Source organism: Streptomyces sp. NPDC056527, from assembly GCF_042794475.1.
In the GTDB taxonomy this organism is placed as follows: Bacteria; Actinomycetota; Actinomycetes; order Streptomycetales; family Streptomycetaceae; genus Streptomyces.
This window is the reverse complement of record NZ_JBHTTQ010000030.1, coordinates 35,002-60,205: the sequence shown is the minus strand read 5'-3', so window position 1 is coordinate 60,205 and position 25,204 is coordinate 35,002. Positions and strand designations below refer to the sequence as shown.

The window sequence follows — 25,204 nt, the reverse complement described above, 5'->3', positions numbered from 1 at the left end:
GCACTCCATGACGGACGCACAAGGGCACGAGACCCCGGGGCTTCGCTGCCTCGTCACCGGCGCCAGTGGCTACATCGGCGGCCGCCTCGTCCCCGAACTCCTGGCCGCCGGGCACCGGGTGCGGTGCCTGGCGCGGACCCCCGCGAAGCTGCGTGACCACCCCTGGGCCGGAGAGGTGGAGGTCGTCCGCGGTGACGTCACCGATGCCGGGACACTGGCGCCCGCCCTCCAGGACATCGACGTCGCCTACTACCTGGTGCACGCCCTGAGCGGCGGACGCGACTTCGAACGCACCGACCGCGTCGCCGCCCGCACCTTCGCCGAGCAGGCCCGCGCCGCCGGTGTCCGCCGCATCGTCTACCTCGGCGGACTCACCCCGCGCGGTGTTCCCGAAGGCGACCTCTCGCCCCATCTGCGCTCCCGCGCGGAGGTCGGGCGGATCCTCCTGGAATCAGGGGTCCCCACCACGGTGCTCCGCGCCGCCGTCATCATCGGTTCCGGCTCGGCCTCCTTCGAGATGCTCCGCTATCTCACCGAACGCCTGCCCGTGATGGTCACCCCGAGCTGGGTGCGCACCCGTATCCAGCCCGTCGCCGTCCGGGACGTGCTGCGCTATCTCGTCGGCAGCGCGCGGATGCCGGCGGAGGTCAGCCGCTCCTTCGACATCGGCGGTCCCGACATCCTCACGTATCTCGGCATGATGCGCCGCTACGCCTCCGTCGCCGGGCTGCCCCGGCGGCTCATCGTCCCCGTGCCGGTCCTGACCCCACGTCTGTCCAGTCTGTGGATCGGTCTCGTCACCCCGGTGCCCCGGTCCATCGCCCGCCCGCTCGCGGAGTCGCTCAAGTACGAGGTCGTCTGCGACGAGCACGACATCGCCGCGTGGGTGCCGGACCCGACCGGTACGCCGCTCTCCTTCCACACGGCGCTCGCCCTCGCCCTCCAGCGGGTCCGCGACGCCCAGGTCACCACCCGGTGGTCCTCCGCCTCCGTGCCCGGAGCGCCGAGCGATCCGCTGCCCACCGACCCCGACTGGGCGGGCGGCAGCCTCTACACGGACGTACGCGAGCTGACCGTCGAGGCGTCGCCGCGGGCGCTGTGGCGGGTCGTCGAGGGAATCGGCGGGGAGAACGGCTGGTATTCCTTCCCTCTCGCCTGGGCCGTCCGCGGCTGGTTCGACCGGCTCATCGGAGGTGTCGGACTGCGCCGGGGCCGGCGCGACGCGACGCGACTGAGGGTCGGTGACTCGCTGGACTTCTGGCGCGTCGAGGAGATCGAGCGCGGCCGCCTGCTGCGGCTGCGTGCCGAGATGCGGCTTCCCGGACTCGCCTGGCTGGAGATGTGCGCCGAGCACGACGAGGACGGGCGGACCCGGTACCACCAGCGGGCGCTGTTCCACCCGCGGGGTCTGGCCGGTCATGCCTACTGGTGGGGCGTCTCGCCGTTCCACGCCGTGGTGTTCGGCGGCATGGCCCGCAACATCGCCCTGAAGGCGGAGGCGAGCGAGGAGACGGGGCGCCCCGCCGACGACCCCGCTCCCGTGTCCCACGGCGGCACGCCACCCGGCCCCGGGCCCGATCGCGACCGGTGAGCAGGTGAACGGGGGCCGGCGGTGCGGAGTCCGAAGCCGGCCGAGGGACCGGCCCGCCTCCGGCGCGCGTGCCTTCGGGACCGGGACACCGTCCAGGCACCGTCCGCCGTCCAGGTGAAACACCCCATCCCGCGGTGCCTCGATGCCGATTGAGGAGCATGACCCTCTCAGAGCCCACGCGCGAGCCCACCCGCACCGACCGCCTCCTCGGCGCGCTCGGCGGGCTCGTCGCCGGGTACGTCTCCCTCGCCGTCGCCGAAGTCGTCGCCGCCTGGGTCCGCCCCGAGGCGGGCCCCGTCACGGCCGTCGGCGGAGCGGTCATCGACCTCACCCCCGCTCCCGTCAAGGAGTGGGCGATCCGGACCTTCGGCACCGGCGACAAGGCCGTCCTCCTGACGGGCATCCTCGCGCTCCTCGCGCTCCTGGCCGCCGCCATCGGCCTGCTGGCGCTGCGGAACCGGCCGGCGGGCGTCGCGGGCGTGCTCTCCTTCGGTGTCGTCGGCGCCCTCGCGGCGGCGGGCCGCCCGGACTCCGACTCCGCGGCCGACATGCTCCCCTCGCTCATCGGCTCGGTGGCCGGCGCGGCGCTGCTGTACGTACTGATCGGCCGCCTGCTCGCCCAACGGAGCTCGGCCGCACCGGAACGGGCCGCCCGCGCGAGCCGCCGGAGCTTCCTCCTGACCGCGGCCGCCACGGTCGTCGCGGCGACGGGCGCGGCGGCGCTCGGCCGGGCGCTCGGCGGCGCCCGCCACGAGGACGCCGTGGCCTCCCGTGCCGCGTTCCGGCTGCCCCGGCCGGCGTCCGCCGCACCAGCCGTCCCGCGGGGGGCGCAACTCGACGTTCCCGGCATCGGACCGTTCATCACCCCGAACGAGGACTTCTACCGGATCGACACCGCGCTCGTCGTCCCCAAGCTGGACGCCGACGGCTGGCGGCTGCGGATCACCGGCCTGGGTGTCGACGGGGATCGCACCCTCACCCTGCAGGACCTCCTCCGCAGGACCGTGGTCGAGCGCGACATCACCCTCGCCTGCGTCTCCAACGAAGTCGGCGGCCCCCTCGTCGGGAACGCCCGCTGGCTCGGTGTCCGGCTCGCCGACCTGCTCCGTGAGGCGGGAGTACGACCGCCGTCCGAGGGCGGTCCCGCCGACCAGATCGTCGCCCGCTCTGCCGACGGCATGACGATCGGGACCCCGGTCGAGGACGTGATGGACGGCCGTGACGCGCTCCTCGCCTTCGGTATGAACGGTGAGCCCCTGCCCTTCGACCACGGCTTCCCCGTCCGGATGCTCGTACCGGGCCTGTACGGCTACGTCTCCGCCTGCAAGTGGATCGTGGAGATCGAGCTCACCACCTTCGACGCCTACGACGCCTACTGGGTGCGCGGAGGCTGGGCGGCCGAGGCACCGGTCAAGACCCAGTCGAGGATCGACACTCCCCGCTCCCTCGCCCGCATCGACGAGGGCACGGTGATGATCGCCGGGGTGGCCTGGGCCCAGCACCGGGGCATCGAGCGCGTCCAGGTACGCGTCGACGACGGCCCCTGGCAGGACGCGCGGCTCGCCACCGAGGACAGCCGCGACACCTGGCGCCAGTGGGTGTACCCGTGGCAGGCCGCCCCCGGCCGCCACGACCTCACCGTCCGGGCCACCGACGGCGCCGGCGACACCCAGACCGAGCGCCGCACCGACCCGATGCCCGACGGGGCGAGCGGGTGGCACACCATCGCCGTCACGGTCGAGGCCGTCGAATGACCCTGCCGTGTCCCCCGGAAGTGGATCACTGCTGCCCGGTGGGGTGACCGGGCGGCGTGCCGCGTACGCCCGAGCGGGCCGAAGGGCCGTTGATGGGTACGTGAGCACCGCGAGCACCGCACCGATAATGACCGAGACGCACCGGCCCCCCAGGCGTGACCAGGGTGCGGACACGGCGCCCGGCGGCATAGTCGTCCACTCCTGCGTCCATGTGGGCCCCGCGACCCTGCTGGTCCGGCTGACCGGAGAGATCGACCACTACAGCGCCGCACCGCTGCGGGCGATACTCGCCTCCGCCGCCGCGGACGGCTGTACCGACCTCGTCCTGGACGCCTCGCGGGTCACCTTCTGCGACTCCGGCCTCCTCGCCGTCCTGGACCAGTGGTCCCGGCTGGGCCGGCGCTACCGCATCGACGCGCCCCCGGCCGTCGTCCTCAGGCTGCTGCGGGTCGCCGCGGGCACCCTGTGGTCCCCGCCGCCCGGCGGAAGGGCCGCCGGCCGCCGATGACGGAGCGGGCCGCGGCGCACTGCCGCCGCGGCCCGCCCTCACCGGGCAGCCAGAAGGGCGCGCCGCGCCTGAGCGGGGCGAGCACGGCGGGGCGGCGCGGCGGCCGGCCCCGGTGGACCGGGCCCGCGCACCGTGCCCCCGGCGTGCCGCATAGAGTCGACCTCGGCTCGTGACCCGTCGCCCGACCGGCGTAACGGATCCGTGCCCGCCCCCGTACCGTCGCACCACCCCGAGGAGCACTCCGTGACCGACGCGGCGTCCACCGCCACGCAGCAGCAGATCGCCCGGGAACTCGAGGTTTCCCCGACGTTCGACCCGCTCGCCGAGATCGAACGCCGGGTGGCCTTCCTCACCGAGCGGCTCACCTCGACGGGGCTGCGCGCCCTGGTGCTCGGCATCAGCGGCGGTGTCGACTCGACGACCGCGGGCCGGCTCTGCCAGCTGTCCGTCGAGCGGGCCCGCGCCGCCGGACACGACGCCACCTTCTACGCCATGCGCCTGCCCTACGGCGTCCAGGCCGACGAGAAGGACGCCCAGCTCGCGCTGGGCTTCATCGCCGCCGACCGGGTCCTGACCGTGGACGTCAAGCCGTCGAGCGACGCCGCCCTCGACGCCGCCCTGGCCGGCGGCGTGGCCTTCCGGGACGCCCACCACCAGGACTTCGTCCAGGGCAACATCAAGGCCCGTCAGCGGATGATCGCGCAGTACGCCGTCGCGGGCGCCCATGACGGTCTCGTCGTCGGCACCGACCACGCGGCGGAGGCCGTCTCGGGCTTCTTCACCAAGTACGGCGACGGCGCGGCCGACGTCGTCCCGCTGACCGGTCTGACCAAGCGCCGTGTGCGCGCCGTCGCCGAGGCGCTCGGGGCCCCCTCCGAGCTGGTGTGGAAGACGCCCACGGCCGACCTGGAGACCCTCGACCCGGGCAAGCCCGACGAGGACGCGCTCGGGGTCACGTACGACGACATCGACGACTTCCTGGAGGGCAAGCCGGTCGCGGAGGCCGCCTTCGCCTCCATCGTCCGCCGCTACGAACTCACCGACCACAAGCGCCGGCTCCCGATCGCTCCCTGAGAGTGACGCGCGACCACCATCCGGACGCCAGCCCGCGTGGCGGGCGTCCGGAAGGTGGTCCGCTTGGTGTGCCCTCGGAATCCCCACGGGTCCACACGAAGGAGACAACGGCATGTTCGGACAGGCGAAGGCGTTCAGCGGCTTCTCGGTCGACGATCTCGGCAAGGCGCGTCAGTTCTACGGCGAGACCCTCGGTCTCCCGGTCGAGGAGAGCGGCCAGGGCGACATGCGGATGCTCACCATCAAGCTGGGGAGCGGCGCGAACGTCTTCGTGTACCCCAAGGACAACCACACGCCCGCGTCCTTCACGATCCTGAACTTCCCCGTGGACGACATCGAGGTGGCCGTCGACGAGCTGACGAAGCGGGGCGTGAGCCTGGAGCGCTACGCGGAGTTCGAGCACGACGCCAAGGGTGTCGTCAGGGGCCCCCAGGGTCCGGCCGCAATCGCCTGGTTCACCGACCCGGCGGGCAACGTCCTCTCCGTCATCCAGGAGTAGTGCGGCGTACGGCGACGGCCCGGCCCCGAGCGGAGGGGTCGGGTCGTCGCCGTACGCGTACGGGCGTCCGCGTTTCTCTCCGCGCGGCGGGGGAAGCCGCCGCCCGAGGAGGCGCATCATGACCGCACACGACAGCGGCGGACGTGAGGGCGAGGCCGCCCACGCCCATGCCCAGTACCAGCGCGACAAGGCGGAGAACCTGCTGCAGCGGGCACGGCTCAGCACCGATGCCGAGGAGGCGGCCCGCCTGCGGGAGCGGGGGGAACGGCTCAAGGAGCGCAGTGAACGGGCCCTGAGCGAGGAGCACGAGCCCTGGCCCGACGATCTCCACGAGAGGTACCCGGGCTAGGCGGTCCCGGGGGAGTGCTGTTCCGGCTGTGACGCGGACGGCCCGAACGGCCCGGCCCGGCGTGCGGCGGGCAGGCCCGCCGCATGGAATGGGGGGATGACCGCGCCCCCGGACGACTGCCTCGTGCGCAACGAGTCGGCCACTTGGGCAAGGGCGGAGCCCTCGCCGTGAACCTCTCCGACGTCGGCCGCGCCGTGCATCCTCACCGGCGTCCGTATCGCCGCCGTGCAGCTCGTGGCCACCGCGACCGTCGCCGCGCTCGCCGGCGGCCTCGGCCGGATCATCACCGCCGGCTTCAACCTCGCCTCCACGCCGCAGGTCGTCGCGGGCGCCGTCCTCGTCGCCCTCGTCGCACTCGTGGTCGAACTCGTCTTCGTGGGCGCGCAGCGGCTGGCCCCGGCCTGGGCACGGGGGAGCGGGGGATGAGGGGGCGGAGCGCGGCTGCCGCGTTGGCGCTGTGTGCCGCCCTCGCCGGCTGCGCCACCGGACCTTCGCCGGAGAACCGGGGCGAGGTCACCGGCTCACCCGGCGACAGCCCTCATCTGACCATCGGCAACGCCGGATTCACCGCGAGCGAGCTGCCGGCCCAGATGCACGCGCTCCTCCTGGAACAGGCCGGATACCGTACGAGGGTCATCTCCGTCACCAACCGGGAGATCTGCGAACCGGCCCTGGAGAGCGGTCGGATCGATGTCGTCCCGGAGTACGCGGCGACGTTCGCCGACTGGTTGAACGCCAAGGTCGACGGCCCCGAGGCGCCGACCGTCGGCTCGCCCGACCTCGCCGCGACGATGACCGCCCTGCGCCGGCTCGCCGGCCCCCGCGGCCCAGGCGAGGCTCGCGAGCGCCGGTTTGCGGGGGCGGTCCTCGCCGTCGATAGTGGGAAGGCGGCCGTTCTTCTCCCCTTCACCTCCCACCTTGCGATCGAGCCTTTCGCACCACGCAAGAGGAGCACTCCATGAGGAAGAACACCAAGGCGCGTCGTCTGCTGTCGGTCGCGACCGTTTCCGTACTCGGGGGCATCCTGCTGCTGCCGGCCCCCGCGAGCGCGCAGCCGACCACGCGGAGCGCTTCGGAGGCCCGGATCTCGGGAATCCTCTCGTTCCACATCATCAATGGGCAGACGGGCAAGTGCGCGACGGTCGCCGGTGGGCGCTCGACCGACAACAACCTCCAGCTGGTCCAGTTCGACTGTGACACCGACCCGTCGCGCCGCTGGAGAATCACCAACTGGAACGGCTCGTCCCATCAGATCGTCAATGTCCAGACGGGCAAGTGCGCGACGGTCGCGGGCGGGCGCTCGACCGACAACAACGTCGAGCTGGTCCAGTTCGACTGTGACAGCGACCCCTCGCGCCGGTGGAGGGTGACCAACTGGGGCGGCAGGACCTACCAGATCGTCAATGTCCAGACGGGCAAGTGCATGACGGTCGCCGGTGGCCGCTCCACCGACAACAACGTCCCGCTCGTACAGTTCACCTGCGACTCCGACGCGTCGCGCCGCTGGACCCTGCGCCTGGCGGGTTGACCGCCGCGCGGGCGCCCCGCCGACTCGGACGTCCGCCACCGAGTCGAACTCGACCTCCCCCCGCCCGACTCCACCGAGCCTCGGCGTCCACCGAACGCCGCAGCGCCTCGTGCAGCTTGGCGGGGGTGAGGACGCCGACGAATCGCGGGCCGTCGAGGACCGCCACTCAGCCCGCGTCGAGCTGGAGCATCTCGCTGAACGCCTGTTTCAGCGGGGCGCCGACCGGCACCCAGGCGTCCATACGGCGGGCCGGGTCGCCCACCGTGCCGTGCCGGCCGGCGAGGCCGAGGGCGTCGGCGGCCACCCAGCCGTGCAGGTCGCCGTAGCCGCCGAGGACCACCGCCCATCGGGCCCCTCGGCGCGCAGCCGTGCCGCAGCGTCCGTGGCGGGTTCCTCCAGGCGGGCGACCGGCGGCTGTTCCAGGTCGTCCCGCTCGATCTCGGTGACCGAGAGACGCTTGAGGCCCCGGTCCGCGCCGACGACCGGGCGACGTACGGCGTGGCGGGGGCGCCGAGCACCGCCGCCGGCGTGTCGAACTATCGTCGTCTTGCCGCAACCGGACGGGCCGACCAGGGTGACCGGTTCGCCCTCGGCGACGTCGAAGGACAGGCCGTCGACGGCGGTGGTGCCGTCCGCGTACACCTTGCCGACCTGCTCGAACCGGATCATGGGCCCACGCCAGGAGCCTCGGGGCCGGTGCGCACGGGGGCCGGGACCGTCCGGGGTCCGTCAGCCCGCTGAACTCCGTCTCTTGTCATGACCCTTGCGAGCGCCTCCGTCGGACTGCTATTCACCCGTTAGGAAACTTTCCTTCCAATCCATCGTTCCGGGAGACCCCATGACATCGGCACGATCGGCACGTCCTCATCTGCGCTCACTGGGTGCCGCCGGCACCGCGGTGACCGCCCTGCTCCTGGGCCTCGCCGCCGCACCGTCCACCGCGGTGGCCGCCCCCGTCACCCACGAGGCGGAGACCGCCACGGTGTCCCGCGGCGCGGTCGAGTCCAACCACACCGGCTTCACGGGCGCGGGGTTCGTCAACTACGACAACGCCGCCGGCAGTTACGTCCAGTGGAACGTCGACGCCGCCCAGGCCGGCACCGCGACCCTCACCCTGCGCTACGCCAACGGCACCACCACCAACCGCCCCATGGACATCGCCGTCAACGGCGCCGTCGCCGCCCCCGGCAAGGCCTTCGGGGGCACCGGCGCCTGGACCAGCTGGACCACCACCACCGTCACCGCGAACCTCAGGGCCGGCGCCAACACGATCCGCGCCACCGCGACCACCGCGAACGGCGGCCCCAACGTCGACCACCTCAAGGTCGACACCGCCGCGCCCGTCGTCGACACCCCCGCGGCCGTCAACGGTCAGCTGAAGGTCTGCGGCACCAAGCTCTGCAACCAGTACGGCAAGCCCATCCAGCTGCGCGGCATGTCCAGCCACGGCACCCAGTGGTACAGCCGGTGTCTGACCGGAGGATCGCTCGACGCGCTCGCCAAGGACTGGAAGGCCGACGTCCTGCGCGTCTCCACGTACGTCCAGGAGGACGGCTGGGAGACCGACCCGGTGAAGTTCACCAACCTCGCCCACACCCTGATCGACCAGGCATCCGCGCGCGGCATGTACGTGATCGTCGACTGGCACATGCTCGACCCGGGCGACCCGCATGCCAACCTGGCCAACGCCAAGCGCTTCTTCACGGACATCGCCAACCGGCACAAGGACAAGAACAACATCCTCTACGAGGTCGCCAACGAGCCCAACGGTGACAGCGTGACCTGGTCGAGGATCAAGAGCTACCACGAGCAGATCGTCCCGGTCATCCGGAACATCGACGGCAACGCCCCGATCCTGCTCGGCACCCGTGCCTGGTCGTCCCTGGGCGTCTCGAACGGCGGCGACGAGACCGAGGTCGTCGACAACCCGGTCAACGCCACCAACGTCATGTACACGTTCCACTTCTACGCCATGTCGCACCGCGACGAGTACCTGGCCACCCTCTCCCGGGCCGCCGACCGGATCCCCATGTTCGTCACCGAGTTCGGCACCCAGGACTACGCGGGTGAGGGCGCCGACGACTTCGCCATGTCCCAGAAGTACATCGACCTGATGGCCGCCAAGAAGATCAGCTGGGTCAACTGGAACTTCTCCGACGACCACCGCTCGGGCGCCGTCTTCAAGACCGGCACCTGCGACAACAACGGACCCTGGACGGGCACCTCGTCCCTGAAGGAGGCCGGCGTCTGGATCCGCGACCGGATCAGGTCCGCGGACGACTTCCCCACCTCCTGACCTCCACCGGGAACACCTCCTGACCCAACTCGACGCGCCCCCGTCCCGTGCCCTGTGATCCACTGGGCGGGCGGGGGCGTATCGAACAGGAGCAGCATTGACCAGCTACCGCCAGCCCGGCCTCGTCCTCACCGACCGTCGCTTCACCGTGCCGCTCGACCACGCGGACCCCGAGGGCGAACAGATCGAGGTCTACGGCCGTGAGGCCGTCGCGAGCGACAGGTCCGGGGACGACCTGCCGTGGCTGGTGTACCTCGAGGGCGGGCCCGGCTTCGGGGCCCGCCGCTTCATCGGCCGCCAGGCCTGGCTCGGCCGGGCCGTCCAGGAGTTCCGCGTCCTCCTCCTCGACCAGCGCGGCACCGGCAACTCCACCCCCGCCAACCGCCAGACCCTGCCCCTGCGCGGCGTCCCCGGGCGGCAGGCCGACTACCTCGCGCACTTCCGGGCCGACTCGATCGTCCAGGACTGCGAACTGATCCGGAAGCGGCTCACCGGCGGGGCCCGCTGGACCGTCCTCGGCCAGAGCTTCGGCGGCTTCTGCGCCACCCACTACCTGTCCACCGCGCCCGAGGGCCTGCGGACCGTCCTGATCACCGGCGGACTGCCGTCCCTGCATGCCACCGCCGACGAGGTCTACCGGGCCGCCTATCCCCGCATCCGCCGCAAGGTCGAGGCCCACTACGCCCGCTATCCCCAGGACGTGGAGCGCGCCCGCCGGATCGCCGCCCACCTGCATGCGCACGAGGTCACCCTCCCGTCCGGCGGGCTGCTCACTCCGGCCGCCCTCCAGTCCCTCGGCATCCTCCTCGGCAGCGGCGAGGGCACCCACCAGCTCCACTTCCTCCTGGAGGACGCCTTCGTCGACACACCGGCGGGGCCGGCGCTCTCGGACGCCTTCCTGGAGAACGTCCAGGCAGCACTCTCGTACGCCGGGCACCCGCTCTACGCGCTGCTCCACGAGGCGATCTACGCCCAGGGGCAGGGACCCACCGCCTGGGCCGCCGAACGCGTCCGCGCCGAGTTCCCGGAGTTCGACGCGGAGAAGTCCCTGGCGGGCGACGTACCGCTCCTCTTCACCGGCGAGACCGTCCACCCCTGGCACTTCGAGACCGACCCCGCACTGCGCCCGCTGCGCGAGACCGCCCGACTGCTCGCCGAACGCAAGGACTGGGCACCGCTCTACGACCCCGCCCGCCTCGCCGCCAACGAGGTGCCGGTCGCCGCCGCCGTCTACCACGACGACCTGTACGTGGACACCGCCCACTCCCTGGAGACCGCCCGCGCGATCCGGGGCCTGCGGACGTGGGTCACGGACGAGTTCGAGCACGACGGCGTACGGGCCGGCGGCCCCCGTGTCCTGGACCGGCTCCTCGCGCTCGCCCGGGGCGAGATCTGACCCTCGACGATAGGATTCGCCGCGCAATCGGGCAGCAATCGAGGTGCGCACGCGGGAGGCCGGTATGGCGGGGAACGACGTACCGGCGTCCGGACGGGAGCTGAAGTTCCGTGCCCTGACGGCCGAGCTGCGCCGGGGCATTCTCGACGGCACCTGGCCACCGGGCTCCAAGCTCCCCACCGAGCGGGCCCTGGCGGCGGAGACGGGCCTCTCCGTGACCACGGTCCGCCGCGCGTACGAGGACCTCGTCGCCCTCGGCCTCGTCGAACGCCGCCAGGGCGCGGGGACCTTCGCCGCACGGCGACCGGACGGAGAGGCGGCGACCGCCGCCGACCGCAGGATCGTCGGGGTCCTCGTCCCCGACACCACCTTCTACTACCCCCGCGTCCTCCAGGGCATCGAACGGGAACTCGCCGCGGCCGGCGCCCGGCTCGTCCTCGCCTGCTCGCACCACGACCCCGACGAGGAGGACGCCGCCGTCCGGCGGCTGCTCTCCTCCGGTGCCCACGGGCTGCTGCTCGTCCCCTCCCTGCACACCGCCACCGACGCGGGCCTGCGCGCCGACGAACTCCTCGCACTGCCCGTCCCCGCGGTCCTCGTCGAGCGCCGGCTCGCCGCGTACGGCCCTGGAGACCCCACCGAACACGTCTGCACCGACCACGAGGGCGGCGCCTACGACGCCGTACGCCACCTGAGGGCCCTCGGCCACGAACGGCTGGCGCTCCTCGTCCGCACCGACGCGCCGACCGGCGCGCCCATCGAATCCGGCTTCGACCGGGCCGTCGCCGACCTGGGCCTCCACGAGCCGGTGCGCGTACGGGACGAGCCGGACGGCTGGAATCCCGGACGGGCCGACCGCGCCGTCGCCGAGCTGCGGCGAGCGGGGGTCACCGCCGGGCTCTGCTTCGGTGACCGGGAGGCGGCGCTCGTGCTCGGCGCCGCCCGGCGCGCGGGGCTGCGGGTTCCCGAGGACCTCGCGCTGATCAGCTACGACAACGAGTTCGCGGACGTCGCCGAGACCCCGCTGACAGCCGTCTCACCACCCAGGTTCCAGGTCGGCAGGCTCGCCGCCCAGATCCTGCTGCGCCGGATCGCCGACGGCGACGCCTCCCCGCTGCACCAGGTGCGGCTGCGGCCCCGGCTCGTCGTCCGGGCCTCCTGCGGAGGGGCCGCACAGGGCGCGAGCGGACGCAAAAGTCCAAGAAGTGAGTCCTGATTGCTCATTGTTCGCTCGCGGCGGGGCGGATAGAACTCGGTCCGGACCACCCATGAGGAGAGGACCCGGACATGACCACCCACGTCAGTGCCGAGATCGCCAGCCAGCCCGACTGCTGGCGGCGCGCCGCCGACACGGCCGCGGACCACGCCGATCTGCTGCCCCGGCGCGGTGAGCGGATCGCGGTCGTCGGCTGCGGCACCTCGTACTTCATCGCCCGCGCCTACGCGGCCCTGCGCGAATCCCTGGGTCAGGGCGAGACCGACGCCTTCCCCGCCTCCGACGAGACTCCGCTCGGGCGCGGCTACGACCGGATCGTCGCGCTCACCCGCTCCGGTTCGACGACCGAGGTCGCGACGCTCCTCGCCCGGGCCGCGGGCCGCATCCCGACCCTCGTCCTCACCGGAGTCCCGGACAGCCGCGCCGCGCACCACGCGGACCGGGTGATCGGCCTCGACTACGCGGACGAACGCTCCGTGGCCCAGACCCGGTTCGCCACCACGGCCCTCCAACTGCTCCGCGCCGGGCTCGGGGTGGACCTGACCTCCTCGATCGTCGACGCCGAACTGGCCCTGTACGAACCGCTGCCGGCGGCCTGGGAGCAGCGCCGCCAGTTCACCTTCCTCGGCACCGGCTGGACGGTCGGACTCGCCGACGAGGCCGCGCACAAGCTCCGCGGGGTGGCGCGCGCCTGGACGGAGTCGTACGCGGCGATGGAGTACCGCCATGGGCCGATCATCATCAGCGACCGGTCCAGTCTCGTGTGCTGCCTGGGTCCGGCGCCGGCCGGGCTGCGGGACGAAGTGGAGGCCACCGGGGCGCTGTTCGCCGCCGACGCCATCGATCCGGTGGCCGCGTTGGTGCGCGCCCAGCGACTCGCCGTCACGCTCGCGGTGCGGCGCGGGCTCAACCCGGACCGCCCCCGCCATGCGTCGCGCTCGGTGATCCTTTCCGGAGCGATCAGGGTCTGAGGCCGTATCCTGCGCGCATGATCGACACGAACACCACGCAACTCGAAGACATGCCCGGTGACTGGCAGCGCGCGCTCGCCGTGGTCGCCCACCCGGACGACCTCGAGTACGGCTGCGCCGCGGCCGTCGCCGGCTGGACGGACGAGGGCAAGGAGGTCGTCTACGCCCTCGCCACCCGCGGCGAGGCGGGCATCGACACGCTCGACCCCGCCGTGTGCGGCCCGCTGCGCGAGCAGGAGCAGCGGGCGAGCGCCGCCGTCGTCGGGGTGCCGACGGTGGAGTTCATGGACCACCGGGACGGCGTGATCGAGTACGGACTGGGCCTGCGCCGCGACATCGCGGCGGCGATCCGCAGGCACCGTCCCGACCTGGTCATCACCCTGAACCACCGCGACACCTGGGGCACGGGCGTCGGCGGCTTCTGGAACACCCCGGACCACACGGCCGTCGGCCGCGCGACGCTGGACGCGGCGGGCGACGCGGGCAACCGCTGGATCTTCCCCGAACTGACCGAGCAGGGCCTGGAGCCGTGGAACGGCGTCCGCTGGGTGGCGGTCGCCGGCTCGAACACCCCGACCCACGCGGTCGACGCCACCCCCGGCGAAGAGCGCGCCGTCCAGTCGCTCCTGGCCCACCGCGCCTACATCGAGGCCCTGACGGAGGAGGACCCGGAGTCCTACGTCCGCACCTTCCTCGCCGGCAACAACCAGCGCTTCGCGTCGCGTTACGGCGGCCGACCGGCCGTCGCCTTCGAGCTCTTCTCCCGCTGAGGGCCCTCCGCCGGGGCGGTCGGCCTTCCGCCCGCGGCGCCGAGCACCTAACCTGACGATCCGTCAGGATTCTGGGGGTGCGCGGTGATCGACACGCTCGACAGGGAGATCCCGGACGGCGAGGAGCGGCTCACTCTCGTCGTCGAGGACGGCGTCGGGGTGCTCAGTCTCTGCCGGCCCGAGAAGCTCAACGGGTGGAGCTGGGAGGCCAGCCGGCAGCTCGGGCTGATGGCCGATCGGATTCGCTTCGACGCGAGCGTGCGAGTCGTGCTGCTGCGGGCCGAGGGGCGGGCGTTCTGCGCCGGGATCGATGTCACCGCGCCCGGGGGCGCGATCACCGGGCGCACGGTCGCCGAGCGGATCCAGCGGTACGACGAGGGCATCCGCTGGGTCCATGAGCGTTTCGCCGTCTTCGCCCGGCTGCCCCAGCCGGTCGTGGCCGCCGTCCAGGGATACTGTCTCGGCTTCGGGTTCGAACTCGCCCTGATGGCGGACGTCCGTATCGCCGCCGACGACGCCGTCTTCGCCCTGCCCGAGGCGGGCCTCGGTGTCGCCGTCGACGCGGGCGGTGATCTGAGGATCGCCCGCGAGGCGGGTGCCGGCTGGGCCAAGTACCTCGCGCTCACCGGCCGCCGTATCGACGCGGCCACCGCCGAGCGGCTCGGACTCGTCCAGCTCGTCACGGCACGCGACGAGCTGGACCGTACCGCCCGCGAGACCGCGGCCGCCATCGCGGCGAACGCGCCGCTCGCGGTCCGCGCCGTCAAGCGGAACATCGACGCCTACGCCGACCACGCCATGGCCGCGACCCTCGACCGCACCGCCCTCGCCGCGGCGCTCACCCTCGCGTCGGACGACGCCCGCGAGGGCTACGCGGCGAAGGCGGCCCGCAGACCCCCGCACTTCGAGGGCGGCTGAATCATCCCTGCGGGGCCGGCTTGAGGACGGCGAAGGGGGCTCCGAAGGGGTCGGCGAGCCAGGCGATCCGGCCCACGTCGGGGATGTCCGCCGCCGGCATGAGGACCGAGCCGCCGTTCCCCTGCGTCCGCACCGCGGTGTCGTCCACGTCCGCCACCGCGAAGTACGGGATCCAGCGCGCGTGGTCCCCGCCCTCCTGGAGCTCGGCGATCCCGCCGAACGAGGCGTCCTGCTGGTCGCCCTCGGCCGTGGACAGCACCCGGTAGGTCATCCCCGGCGCGTCCATGTCCTGAGAGCGCCAGCCGAACAGCTTGCCGTAGAACTCAACGGCGGCCCGCGGGTCGGGGACGTGCAGCTCCGCCCAGCACAGCGTGTTGTCCTCGGAGGTCTTCTCCAGACCCTTGACCGAGCCCGGCTGCCACACCGCGAAATCGGCGCCGCCGGGGTCGGTCAACTGGGCCATCCGCCCGGCGTCCATCACGTCGAAGGGCTCCGCGCGCACCCTGCCTCCGGCGCTCTGAGCGGTCTTGGCCGTGGCGTCGGCGTCCGGTGTGTGGAAGTACACGGTCCAGGCGGAGCTCGCACCCTCCTCGGTCAGCGGCCCGAGCGCGGCGACCGTGCGGCCGTCCTGCCGGAAGAAGCCGTAGCCGCCCGCGTCCGGGCCTGCCGAGGCGAACTCCCAGCCGAAGACGGCGGTGTAGAACCCGGCGGCGACCGCCGTGTCGGGACTGCCGAGATCGATCCAGCTGGGGGAGCCCTTGGTGAAGTCCGTACCGAGCATGTCGTGCCCTGCCTTTCCGCGTCTGGAGGTCGTCCGGCCACCCTCGCCGATCCTCCACGCTCGGTCCCGCCCACGCAGCCGCAGGCGCCCGTGTTCATCCGCGTGGACCAGCGCGATCCGCTTTCACCCGCGCGCGTCACTCCCCGAACCGCCCCCGCCCCAGCTGCTCGCGCACCGGCACCACGGGCTCGTTGACCAGGGACCGGCGCTGCCAGTTGGCGCCGTCGACCACCAGCGTGTGCCCGGAGACGAACCGGGCGTACGGGGAGGCCAGGAAGGTCGCCGCCCAGCCCAGCTCGCGCGGGTACCCCACGCGGAGCGCCGGCTGCCTGGAGTCCTGGTGGGACGCCCGGTCGAGGGCGCCCCGGATGTCGGACGTCATGTCCTCGTGCGGCATCAGCCCCGGCACCAGACCGTTGACCTGGATCCCGTACGGTCCCCACTCCACGGCCAGCGTCTCCACCAGGTTCTTGACCCCGGCCTTCGCCGCCGCCGAGTGGGCGAAGCCGGGGCCGCCGGTCCAGGCGTACGAGGCCCCCACGTTGACCACCGACCCGGGAGTGCCCGCCGCGAGATGGCGGCGGGCGAACTCCCGGGTCGTGAACCAGGTGCCCGTGAGCGTGATGTCGACGACCGCGCGCCAGCCGTTCGGCGACAACTCCTCGGCCGGTACGGGGAAGTTGGCCGCCGCGTTGTTGACCAGGACGTCCGGGCGGGCGCCGAGCGTCGCCTCGCAGGAGGAGAAGACCCCGGCGACCGCCTCGGCGTCGCGGATGTCGCAGACGGCGGTCGCCACCCGCGTCCCGCCGATCCCGCCCAGCTCGTCCCGCGCCGCCTCGAGCCTGGCGGCCGTACGCCCGACGATCAGCAGCTCCGCCCCGAGCCGGGCGAACTCCGCCGCGATCGCCCTCCCCAGCCCCGATCCGCCTCCGGTCACGAGGACCACCCGCCCCTCGTACGTCCCCGGCGGCAGCGCGCTCGCGCCGAGCGGGGGAGGGGCGGGGAGTCCCGGCAGGTCCTGCGCTTCGTCGGTCATGCCGCATCGATAGCGCGGGAGGAGCGAGAACTGAAGACCCGTCAGCCTCCGGACACCGCGGCCGCGGCCTTGCGGTCCAGATCTTCCGTGATCAGCTCCATGTTGATCGCCACGCCGGCCCGGTAGCCGCCGCTCGCCGCGTTGACGACCTGCTCATGGGCTCCGATCGCGTTCCCCGCCGCCCACACGCCGGGCACGCTGGTCCGCCCCGTCTCGTCCACCGCCACGAAGGCGCCGAGCGGCGTCTCGCGCGTCGTGGCGCCCAGCGCGGTGAGCAGGCCGTCCCTGGGTGTCATGCGCGGCCCCACGAAGAGGACGTCTCGCGCGACGACCCGCCCGTCCGTCATGCGTACGCCCGTGAAGCGGTCGTCCTCGACGACCAGACCGGCGACCTCGCCCGTCACGACCTCGATTCCGGCCGCCGCCACCCGGGCCCGGTCCTCCTCGGAGGGCTCGTCGGCGGTGTGCAGGAAGAGCGTCACGTCGTCGGACCACTGTGCGACGACCAGGGCCTGATGGGCACCCATCACCGGATGCGCGATCACCCCGAAGGCCCGGTCGCGGACCTCCCAGCCGTGGCAGTACGGGCAGTGCAGCACATCGCGGCCCCACCGCTCGGCGACGCCGTCGATCTCCGGCAGCTCGTCGACCAGACCGGTGGTGACGACGAGCCGGCGCGCCTCGACCCGACGGCCGTCGTCCACGGTCACCACGAAACCGCCGGCGTCGTCCGGCGCCGCCGCCGTCACCCGCCCGGCCGCCCACTCCACCCCGTACGCGGCGATCTCCCGACGCCCGACCTCCAGGAAGTCCGCCGGGCTCATCCCGTCCCGGGAGAGGAAACCGTGCATGTGGGCGGCCGGGGCGTTGCGCGGCTCGCCGGCGTCGATCACCAGGGTCCTTCGCCGTGACCGCCCGAGGATCAGGGCCGCGCTCAGTCCGGCCGCGCCACCGCCCACCACCACCGCGTCGTACCGCTCGTTCGTGTCCATGTCCCGACCCTCGCTCGGACTCGCACGCTTGACAAACGCTCTTGCCGTTTCCGCAAATGGAGAGCATGACCGACGACGAACGCATCGACGACGTACTGAACGAGGTCGGCCCGCGGCTGCGCCGCGTCCGGCGTGAGCGCGGCGCCACACTGGGGGACCTGTCCGCCTCCACCGGGATCTCCGTGAGCACGCTCTCCCGACTGGAGTCCGGGCAGCGCAAGCCGAGCCTCGAGCTGCTGCTGCCCATCGCCCGGGCCCACCAGGTGCCGCTCGACGAGCTGGTCGGAGCGCCGTCGGTCGGTGATCCCCGGGTGCGCGCGAAGCCGATCGTGCGACACGGCCGGACCATGTACCCGCTGACGCGCCAGCCCGGCGGCCTCCAGGCCTACAAGATCGTGCAGGAGAAGGCCGAGACACTGGTGGAGCAGCGGGTCCACGAGGGGTACGAGTGGCTCTACGTCCTCTCCGGGAAGCTGCGGCTCGTCCTCGGCGAGCACGACGTGGTCATCGGCGCGGGGGAGGCGGCTGAGTTCGACACGCGCGTGCCGCACTGGTTCGGTCCGACGGCCGACGGTCCGGTGGAGTTCCTGAGCCTCTTCGGGCCGCAGGGCGAGCGGATGCATGTGAGGGCGAGGCCCAAGGCGTCCTGACGGAGCCCCGGGGAGAAGAAGTACCCGGCCGACGGTTCCACCAGGCACAAGCGACCGCTTAGTATGCGACCGACCGCGCAGTACGGACGACGGCTGGTGGAGGACCGCGATGCAGGCATGGCGAGTGCACGAGAACGGCGAGCCGGGCGAGGTGATGCAGCTCGACGAGGTGGACACGCCGACACCCGGCGAGGGGCAGCTGCTCCTCAAGGTGCGCGCGGCCAACGTCAACTTCCCCGACGCCCTGCTCTGCCGGGGCCAGTACCAGGTGCGACCCCCGCTGCCCTTCACCCCCGGCGTGGAGATCTGCGGCGAGACCGAGGACGGCCGCCGGGTCATCGCCACCCCCGCCCTCCCGTACGGCGGACTCGCCGACTACGCGGTGGCGGACGCGGCGGCCCTGCTCCCCGCGCCCGAGGCCCTCGACGACGCCGAGGCGGCCGCGCTCCACATCGGCTACCAGACCGGCTGGTTCGGCCTGCACCGCCGCGCCGCGCTCAAGGAGGGCGAGACCCTCCTCGTCCACGCCGCCGCGGGCGGTGTCGGCAGCGCCGCCGTCCAGCTCGGGAAGGCGGCCGGCGCCACCGTCATCGGCGTCGTCGGCGGAGCGGAGAAGGCGGACGTCGCCCGTGCGCTCGGCTGCGACGTCGTCGTCGACCGGCACTCCGAGGACGTCATCGCCGCCGTCAAGGAGGCCACCGGCGGCCGGGGAGCCGACGTGATCTACGACCCCGTCGGCGGCGCGGCCTACGCGCAGTCCGCCAAGGTGGTCGCCTTCGAGGGCCGGATCGTGATCGTCGGCTTCGCGAGCGGCTCCATCCCCTCGCCGGCGCTCAACCACGCCCTCGTCAAGAACTACTCGATCGTCGGACTCCACTGGGGTCTCTACAACCTGAAGGACCCGGCCGCGATCCTGCGCTGCCACGAGACCCTCACCGAGTACGCCGCCAAGGGGCTCATCAAGCCGCTGGTCAGCGAGCGGGTGCCGTTCGCCGGCGCGGCGGACGCCGTGCAGCGGGTCTCCGAGGGCGTCACCACCGGCCGTCTGGTCGTCCTCCCGGAAGGGGCCGCCCGATGACCGCCCCGATCGACGCCGAGGAGCTCCGCGCGCGGACCGGGCGGCTGCTCGCCGAGCACCCGCCCGCCACCACCGACCGCACGGAGTTCCTCCGGGCCCGCTTCGACGCGGGCCTCGCCTGGGTCCACTACCCCGTCGGCCTCGGCGGCCTCGACGCCCCGCGCTCCCTCCAGACCGTCGTCGACGCCGAACTGGCCGCCGCCGGTGCCCCCGACAACGACCCCCGCCGGATCGGCATCGGCCTCGGCATGGCCGCGCCGACCCTGCTCGCCTACGGCTCCGACGAGGTCAAGCGGCGCTTCCTCAAGCCGCTCTGGGTCGGCGAGGAGGTGTGGTGCCAGCTCTTCAGCGAGCCGGGCGCGGGCTCCGACCTCGCGGCGCTCGGCACGCGTGCCGTCCGCGAGGACGGGGGAGGGTGGGTCGTCAACGGGCAGAAGGTGTGGACGTCCAGCGCGCACGTCGCCCGCTGGGCCATCCTCATCGCCCGCACCGACCCGGACCTGCCCAAGCACCGGGGCATCACCTACTTCATCTGCGACATGACCGACCCCGGTGTCGAGGTCCGGCCGCTGCGCCAGATCACCGGAGAGGCCGAGTTCAACGAGGTCTTCCTGACCGACGTCCGCATCCCCGACGCCCACCGGCTCGGTGAGACCGGCGACGGCTGGCGCGTCGCGCAGACCACGCTCATGAACGAGCGGGTCTCCATCGGCGGCGCCCGTATCCCCCGCGAGGGCGGGATGATCGGGCCGGTCTCCACGACCTGGCGCGAGCGCCCCGAGCTGCGGACCCACGAGCTGCACCGGCGGCTGCTCGACCTCTGGGTCGACTCCGAGGTGGCCCGCCTCACCGGCGAGCGGCTGCGTCAGCAGCTCGTCGCCGGACAGCCCGGCCCCGAGGGCAGCGCCATGAAGCTGGGCTTCGCCCGGCTCAACCAGGCCATCAGCGGCCTGGAGGTCGAACTCCTCGGTGAGGAGGGGCTGTTGTACGGGGACTGGACCATGCGCCGCCCCGAGCTGGTCGACTTCACCGGCCGGGACGCCGGCTACCGCTATCTGCGCTCCAAGGGCAACTCGATCGAGGGCGGTACGACCGAGGTCCTGCTCAACATCGTCGCCGAACGCGTCCTCGGCCTGCCCGCCGAGCCGCGCAACGACAAGGACGTCGCCTGGAAGGACCTCGCGCGATGACTGATCTGCTCTACTCCGAGACCGAGGACGACCTGCGGGCGGCGGTCCGCTCCCTGCTCACCGACCGGGCGGACCCGAGCGTGGTGCTCGGCCGGATCGAGAGCGGTGATCCGTACGTCCCCGGCCTCTGGAAGTCGCTGGCCGGTGACATGGGCGCGGCGGGACTCCTCGTACCCGAGAAGCTCGGCGGGCAGGGCGCGAGCCACCGTGAGGCGGCCGTGGTCCTGGAGGAGCTCGGCCGCGCGGTGACCCCGGCGCCGTACCTCACCAGTGCCGTCGTGGCGACGGAGACCCTGCTCGCGCTGGACACGGAGAGCGCCCCGGTCGCGGAGTTGCTCTCCGGTCTCGCGGGCGGCCGGACGGTGGCGGTGCTCGCCGTCCCGCTCTCGGCGGACCCCGACGCACAGCCGCCCACCACCGACCGGGTGACGGGCGTCGCGGACGCCGCCGCGGCGGACGTCCTGCTCGTGCTCCGTGCCGACGGGCTGTACGCGGTCCCGGCCGCCGAGGCCACGGTCCAGGCGCAGACCCCCCTCGACCTGACCAGGCCGCTCGCGGCGGTCACCACGGACGGGACGAGCGGCACCCGGCTCGCGGACCCGGACACGGCTCGTGCGGCGGTCCGTCGCGGACTGCTCGCGGGCGCCGGACTTCTCGCCTCCGAGCAGCTCGGGCTCGCCGAGTGGTGCCTGGAGGAGACCGTCCGCCACACCCGCGAGCGCTACCAGTTCAACCGGCCCGTCGGCTCCTTCCAGGCGCTCAAGCATCGGATGGCGCAGCTCTGGCTGGAGGTCGTGAACGCCCGGGCGGCGGCCCGCGCCGCAGCCGACGCGCTGGCCACCGGCAGCCCCGACGCCCCGCTGACGGTGGCCGTGGCCCAGGCGTACTGCTCGAAGGTCGCCGTCCGCGCGGCCGAGGAGTGTGTCCAACTGCACGGCGGCATCGGCATGACCTGGGAGCACCCCGCCCACCTCGCGCTGAAGCGGGCCAAGTCCGACCAGATCGCGCTCGGTTCGACGGGGCGGCACCAGGACACGGTCGCCGCGCTGGTCGGCCTCCCGGCTCCCGCCTAGGGCAGAAGTAAGTGGCCCTTGTGCCCGCACCCCTTTACATACTGTTTAATTGCGAGTCGTTCGCAATAACAGTTGATCTTCAAGAGGGGTGTGGGCACGATGACCGCCCGATCCATACGCGGCGCGGCCGCCACGACGCTGGCCGGAGCCCTGGCCCTCACCGCGGCGGCCTGTTCGAACCCGGGCGGGACCGCCGCGGGTGCCGGCGGCCCGAAGGATTCCGCGGTCGTCGGCATCGCCTACGAGCCCGAGACGCTCAGCCCTCTCCTCGGCTACGGCAAGGACGGCAACTCCAAGATCTTCGACGGCCTCCTGGCCTTCGACGGCGACATGAAGCTGAAGCCGGCGCTCGCCCTGAAGCTGCCCCACATCGGCGACGGCGGCCTCACCTACACGTACACCCTCCGCGACGACGTGACCTTCAGCGACGGCGTCCCCTTCACCGCGAAGGACGTCGTCTTCACGTACCGGACGATCCTCGACCCGAAGACGAACAACCCCTCCCGCACCGAACTCGACGCCCTCAAGAGCGTCGAGGCGGTCGGCGACGACACCGTCGTCTTCCGGCTCAAGTACCCCTACGCGCCCTTCGCCGAGCGCACCGTCCACGCCATCGCCCCCGAGCACGTCGCCGCGAAGCAGGACGTCAACACCGGGGCCTTCACCACCGAGCCGATCGGCACCGGACCGTACGTCCTCAGCGACTGGTCCAAGGGCGAGAAGCTCAGCTTCAAGGCCAACCCGACCTACTGGAACGGCGCGCCCCGGGTGAAGAAGTTCACCATGGCCATCATCAAGGACGACGACGTACGCGCCACCCGACTCCGCGCCGGCGACCTGGACGCCGCCATCCTGCCGCCCAACCTCGCCGCGGGCTTCGAGAACGACAAGGCGAAGAAGACCTACGCCGCGAAGACCTACGACTACCGGACGGTCACGCTCCCGACCCACGACACGGTCACGGGAGACACCGCCGTCCGCCGCGCCCTCGACGTCGCCGTCGACCGGCAGGCCATGGTCGACAAGATCCTCGAAGGCGCCGGAAAGCCCGCCTACGGCCCTGTCCCCACCGACAGCGAGTGGTTCGCCAAGGGCACCGAGCGCCGCCACGACCTCGCCGGCGCCCGGAAGATCCTCGACGAGGCCGGCTGGAAGCCCGGCCCCGACGGCATCCGCGTGAAGAACGGCGTACGGGCGACGTTCCCGCTCTGGTACCTCTCCGGCGACAAGCTCCGCCAGGACCACGCCCTCGCCTACGCCTCCGACGCCAAGAAGGCCGGCATCGAGATCAAGACGCAGGGCGGTACCTGGGAGGTCATCGAGCCCCGGATGAAGACCGACGCGGTCCTCGCCGGCGGCGGCTCGCCCGGCGACCCCGACTTCGACCAGTACCTGCTCCTGAAGTCCACCCTCGGCGGCGACGGCTTCAACAACATGGCGTGGTACGACGACAAGGCCGTCGACAAGGCCCTGGAGGACGGCCGTCGGACGAACGACGCCGTCAAGCGGCATGCCGCCTACTCCACCGTCCAGCGCGAGCTCGTGAAGAACCCCGGCTACACCTTCCTCACCCACATCGACCACCTCTACGTGGTGAACGACGGCTGGAACGGACTCTCCACCCAGATCGAGCCGCACGACCACGGCCTGGCCTCCGGCCCCTGGTGGAACGTCGAGGCGTGGATCCCCAAGGACACGAAGAAGTGAGCCGACGCCTCCCCTGGGGGGCCATGGCCCGGATGACGGGACGGCGGGCCCTGTTCGCCGTCCCCGTCCTCCTCGCCGTCACCTTCGCGGTCTTCGCCGTCGCCGACGCCTCCCCCTTCGACCCCGTCAAGGCGTACGCCGGCACCGCCGGACTCACCGCCTCGCAGGAGAACCTCGACCAGCTCCGCGCCAACCTCGGAGCCGACCGGCCCCTGGTCACCCGCTGGTGGGACTGGCTCACCGCCGCCCTCCACGGAGACCTCGGCGACTCCAGCGTCATGCGTCAGCCCGTCGCCGACGTCATCGCCGAGCGCATCGGCTGGTCCGCGCTGCTCGCCGCCACGGCCTTCCTCGTCGCCATCCTCCTCGGCACCGCCCTCGGCGTCCTCGCCGGCCGCCGCCGCGGCGGCCTGCTCGACCGGACCGTCAGCTCCGCCGCGTACACCCTGGAAGCCGCCCCCGCCTTCTGGCTCGGGCTGCTCGCCATCTGGTTCTTCGCACTGAGGCTCGGCGCCCTGCCGGCCGGCGGTCTCACCGACACCGCCAGCGACACCGTCACCGCCGACCAGGTGATCAGCCACCTCGTGCTGCCCGCCCTCGTCCTCGGCGTCTCCCAACTGCCGTGGTTCTACCTGTACGTCAGGCAGGGCGTCGGCGACGCACTGGAGGAGGACCCCGTACGCGGGGCACGCGCGCGTGGGCTGAGGGAGCGGACCGTCCTGCTCGGCCACGCCCTGCGCTCCGGAATGCTGCCCATGCTCACGCTGGTCGGCTCCCGCGTCCCCGAACTCATCACCGGAGCCCTCCTCGTGGAGACCGTCTTCAGCTGGCCCGGCATCGCCGCCGCGACCGTCCAGGCCGCGACCTCAGTGGACTTCCCGCTGCTCGCCGCGCTCACCGTGCTCGCCACCGCCGCCGTGCTCCTCGGCAACCTCCTCTCCGACCTGCTGTACGGGCTCGCCGACCCGAGGGTGGGCTTCGATGGCTGACCACCTGGCACGCCGCGTACGGCTGTGGAGCTCCGCGGGACTCGTCGGCGCGGTCCTCCTCGCCGTCCTCCTCGTCCCGCCGCTCGTCCAGCTCGACGAACAGGCCGTCGACCTCTCGCTGAAACTCCTCCCGCCGTCCTGGGAGCACCCCTTCGGGACCGACGACGTCGGCCGCGACCTGCTGCTGCGCTGTGTCTACGGGCTGCGGATCTCGCTCCTCGTCGGCCTGGTCGCCGCGCTCGTCGCCACCGTCATCGGCACCGCCGTCGGCGCGGCGGCCGCCTCCCTCGGCGGCTGGACAGACCGGGTCGTGATGCGGATCGTCGACGCCTTCTCCTCCGTACCGCACCTGCTGCTCGGCATCTTCATCGTCGCGATGTTCCGGCCGGGCGTATGGCCGGTCATCGTTTCCGTCGCCCTGACGCACTGGCTCTCGACCGCCCGGATCGTCCGCTCCGAAGTGCTCTCGCTCCGCTCACGCCCCTACATCGACGCGGCGATCTCCGGCGGCGCCTCGCGGTGGCGCGTGACCGCGCGCCATCTGCTGCCCGCCGTCCTGCCGCAGGCCGGGCTCGCCGCCGTCCTGATGGTGCCGCACGCCATGTGGCACGAGTCCGCGCTCTCCTTCCTCGGCCTCGGCCTCCCCAGCCACCAGGCCAGCCTCGGCAACCTCGTGCAGTCCGCGCGCTCCTCGCTGCTCGCCGGTGACTGGTGGCCGACGCTCTTCCCCGGCCTGCTGCTCATCGTGCCGACACTCGCGATCGCCGGCCTCGCCGGCGTGTGGCGCGACCGGCTCAACCCGCGCCGCCGATCGGAGCTGATGCTGTGAACCCGCGCC

At 72.7% G+C, this 25,204-nt stretch carries 23 protein-coding genes and 4 pseudogenes; 22 read left to right on the top strand and 5 right to left on the bottom strand.

The window, feature by feature from the left end:
- Positions 1-7: 7 nt before the first annotated feature.
- The 9 genes and pseudogenes from ACFQ7Q_RS17385 (at position 8) to ACFQ7Q_RS17345 (ending at position 7,303) form a co-directional block, all read left to right on the top strand.
- Positions 8-1,591 (top strand): SDR family oxidoreductase, encoded by a 1,584-nt coding sequence (locus tag ACFQ7Q_RS17385; RefSeq protein ID WP_383555538.1) that lies wholly within the window; start codon positions 8-10, stop codon positions 1,589-1,591.
- 158 nt (positions 1,592-1,749) lie between these two features.
- Positions 1,750-3,345 (top strand): molybdopterin-dependent oxidoreductase, encoded by a 1,596-nt coding sequence (locus ACFQ7Q_RS17380; RefSeq protein ID WP_383555536.1) that lies wholly within the window; start codon positions 1,750-1,752, stop codon positions 3,343-3,345.
- A 127-nt stretch (positions 3,346-3,472) separates the two neighbouring features.
- Positions 3,473-3,853, top strand: a complete 381-nt coding sequence (locus ACFQ7Q_RS17375) for an STAS domain-containing protein (RefSeq protein ID WP_383555533.1) — start codon at positions 3,473-3,475, stop codon at positions 3,851-3,853.
- 243 nt (positions 3,854-4,096) lie between these two features.
- Positions 4,097-4,927 (top strand): ammonia-dependent NAD(+) synthetase, encoded by an 831-nt coding sequence (nadE, locus tag ACFQ7Q_RS17370; RefSeq protein ID WP_383555530.1) that lies wholly within the window; start codon positions 4,097-4,099, stop codon positions 4,925-4,927.
- A gap of 112 nt (positions 4,928-5,039) precedes the next feature.
- Positions 5,040-5,426, top strand: coding sequence for a VOC family protein (locus ACFQ7Q_RS17365; protein WP_383555527.1), 387 nt, complete (start codon positions 5,040-5,042; stop codon positions 5,424-5,426).
- 118 nt (positions 5,427-5,544) lie between these two features.
- A complete protein-coding gene (locus ACFQ7Q_RS17360; protein ID WP_383555525.1) occupies positions 5,545-5,775 on the top strand; it encodes a DUF6381 family protein in 231 nt (76 codons plus the stop codon).
- Between the two features lie 186 nt (positions 5,776-5,961).
- Positions 5,962-6,201: pseudogene (locus tag ACFQ7Q_RS17355) on the top strand (ABC transporter permease); the annotation flags it as partial.
- A pseudogene (locus ACFQ7Q_RS17350) lies at positions 6,198-6,614 on the top strand (glycine betaine ABC transporter substrate-binding protein); the annotation flags it as partial. The pseudogenes ACFQ7Q_RS17355 and ACFQ7Q_RS17350, both read left to right, overlap by 4 nt.
- A 119-nt stretch (positions 6,615-6,733) precedes the next feature.
- A complete protein-coding gene (locus ACFQ7Q_RS17345; RefSeq protein ID WP_383555522.1) occupies positions 6,734-7,303 on the top strand; it encodes an RICIN domain-containing protein in 570 nt (189 codons plus the stop codon).
- Between the two features lie 30 nt (positions 7,304-7,333).
- Here the strand turns inward: ACFQ7Q_RS17345 and ACFQ7Q_RS17340 are convergent.
- Positions 7,334-7,839, bottom strand: a pseudogene (locus ACFQ7Q_RS17340) (ABC transporter ATP-binding protein); the annotation flags it as partial.
- Positions 7,840-7,870: 31 nt separating this feature from the next.
- Positions 7,871-7,972: pseudogene (locus ACFQ7Q_RS17335) on the bottom strand (ABC transporter ATP-binding protein); the annotation flags it as partial.
- A gap of 169 nt (positions 7,973-8,141) precedes the next feature.
- Here ACFQ7Q_RS17335 and ACFQ7Q_RS17330 point away from each other — a divergent pair.
- From ACFQ7Q_RS17330 to ACFQ7Q_RS17305, 6 genes are all read left to right on the top strand, one after another.
- A complete protein-coding gene (locus tag ACFQ7Q_RS17330) occupies positions 8,142-9,599 on the top strand; it encodes a cellulase family glycosylhydrolase (RefSeq protein ID WP_383555519.1) in 1,458 nt (485 codons plus the stop codon).
- Positions 9,600-9,696: 97 nt separating this feature from the next.
- Entirely contained in the window at positions 9,697-10,995 is a 1,299-nt protein-coding gene (locus ACFQ7Q_RS17325; RefSeq protein ID WP_383555516.1) for an alpha/beta fold hydrolase, read from the top strand.
- Between the two features lie 64 nt (positions 10,996-11,059).
- Complete coding sequence (locus ACFQ7Q_RS17320; RefSeq protein ID WP_383555513.1) at positions 11,060-12,211, top strand: substrate-binding domain-containing protein; 1,152 nt, start codon at positions 11,060-11,062, stop codon at positions 12,209-12,211.
- A 71-nt stretch (positions 12,212-12,282) separates the two neighbouring features.
- Positions 12,283-13,182, top strand: a complete 900-nt coding sequence (locus ACFQ7Q_RS17315) for an SIS domain-containing protein (protein ID WP_383555510.1) — start codon at positions 12,283-12,285, stop codon at positions 13,180-13,182.
- 17 nt (positions 13,183-13,199) lie between these two features.
- Positions 13,200-13,952, top strand: a complete 753-nt coding sequence (locus ACFQ7Q_RS17310; RefSeq protein WP_383555507.1) for a PIG-L deacetylase family protein — start codon at positions 13,200-13,202, stop codon at positions 13,950-13,952.
- 84 nt (positions 13,953-14,036) lie between these two features.
- Positions 14,037-14,870: an enoyl-CoA hydratase/isomerase family protein gene (locus ACFQ7Q_RS17305; RefSeq protein WP_383555504.1), complete on the top strand. Its 834-nt coding sequence runs from the start codon at positions 14,037-14,039 to the stop codon at positions 14,868-14,870.
- A 1-nt stretch (position 14,871) separates the two neighbouring features.
- On the opposite strand, the gene ACFQ7Q_RS17300 is transcribed toward ACFQ7Q_RS17305, so the two are convergent.
- From ACFQ7Q_RS17300 to ACFQ7Q_RS17290, 3 genes are all read right to left on the bottom strand, one after another.
- Complete coding sequence (locus ACFQ7Q_RS17300; protein ID WP_383555501.1) at positions 14,872-15,651, bottom strand: VOC family protein; 780 nt, start codon at positions 15,649-15,651, stop codon at positions 14,872-14,874.
- A gap of 136 nt (positions 15,652-15,787) precedes the next feature.
- Positions 15,788-16,687, bottom strand: a complete 900-nt coding sequence (locus ACFQ7Q_RS17295) for an SDR family oxidoreductase (RefSeq protein ID WP_383555498.1) — start codon at positions 16,685-16,687, stop codon at positions 15,788-15,790.
- 41 nt (positions 16,688-16,728) lie between these two features.
- A complete protein-coding gene (locus ACFQ7Q_RS17290; protein ID WP_383555495.1) occupies positions 16,729-17,679 on the bottom strand; it encodes an NAD(P)/FAD-dependent oxidoreductase in 951 nt (316 codons plus the stop codon).
- Between the two features lie 65 nt (positions 17,680-17,744).
- On the opposite strand from ACFQ7Q_RS17290, the gene ACFQ7Q_RS17285 reads away from it, so the two are divergent.
- The 7 genes from ACFQ7Q_RS17285 (at position 17,745) to ACFQ7Q_RS17255 (ending at position 25,195) form a co-directional block, all read left to right on the top strand.
- Positions 17,745-18,329 (top strand): helix-turn-helix domain-containing protein, encoded by a 585-nt coding sequence (locus tag ACFQ7Q_RS17285; protein ID WP_383555493.1) that lies wholly within the window; start codon positions 17,745-17,747, stop codon positions 18,327-18,329.
- Between the two features lie 109 nt (positions 18,330-18,438).
- Positions 18,439-19,407, top strand: a complete 969-nt coding sequence (locus tag ACFQ7Q_RS17280) for an NADPH:quinone oxidoreductase family protein (RefSeq protein ID WP_383555490.1) — start codon at positions 18,439-18,441, stop codon at positions 19,405-19,407.
- Positions 19,404-20,597 carry an acyl-CoA dehydrogenase family protein gene (locus ACFQ7Q_RS17275; RefSeq protein ID WP_383555488.1) on the top strand — a complete coding sequence of 398 codons (1,194 nt, stop codon included), beginning with the start codon at positions 19,404-19,406 and terminating at the stop codon, positions 20,595-20,597. Before ACFQ7Q_RS17280 ends, ACFQ7Q_RS17275 begins: the two co-directional genes overlap by 4 nt.
- Positions 20,594-21,670, top strand: a complete 1,077-nt coding sequence (locus ACFQ7Q_RS17270) for an acyl-CoA dehydrogenase family protein (RefSeq protein ID WP_383555485.1) — start codon at positions 20,594-20,596, stop codon at positions 21,668-21,670. Before ACFQ7Q_RS17275 ends, ACFQ7Q_RS17270 begins: the two co-directional genes overlap by 4 nt.
- Positions 21,671-21,769: 99 nt before the next feature.
- Positions 21,770-23,377, top strand: a complete 1,608-nt coding sequence (locus tag ACFQ7Q_RS17265) for an ABC transporter substrate-binding protein (RefSeq protein ID WP_383555483.1) — start codon at positions 21,770-21,772, stop codon at positions 23,375-23,377.
- A complete protein-coding gene (locus ACFQ7Q_RS17260) occupies positions 23,374-24,366 on the top strand; it encodes an ABC transporter permease (RefSeq protein ID WP_383555481.1) in 993 nt (330 codons plus the stop codon). Before ACFQ7Q_RS17265 ends, ACFQ7Q_RS17260 begins: the two co-directional genes overlap by 4 nt.
- The gene (locus tag ACFQ7Q_RS17255; RefSeq protein ID WP_383555478.1) at positions 24,359-25,195 is read left to right on the top strand and encodes an ABC transporter permease; all 837 of its coding nucleotides are present in this window, start codon (positions 24,359-24,361) and stop codon (positions 25,193-25,195) included. Before ACFQ7Q_RS17260 ends, ACFQ7Q_RS17255 begins: the two co-directional genes overlap by 8 nt.
- The last annotated feature ends 9 nt before the right edge of the window (positions 25,196-25,204 follow it).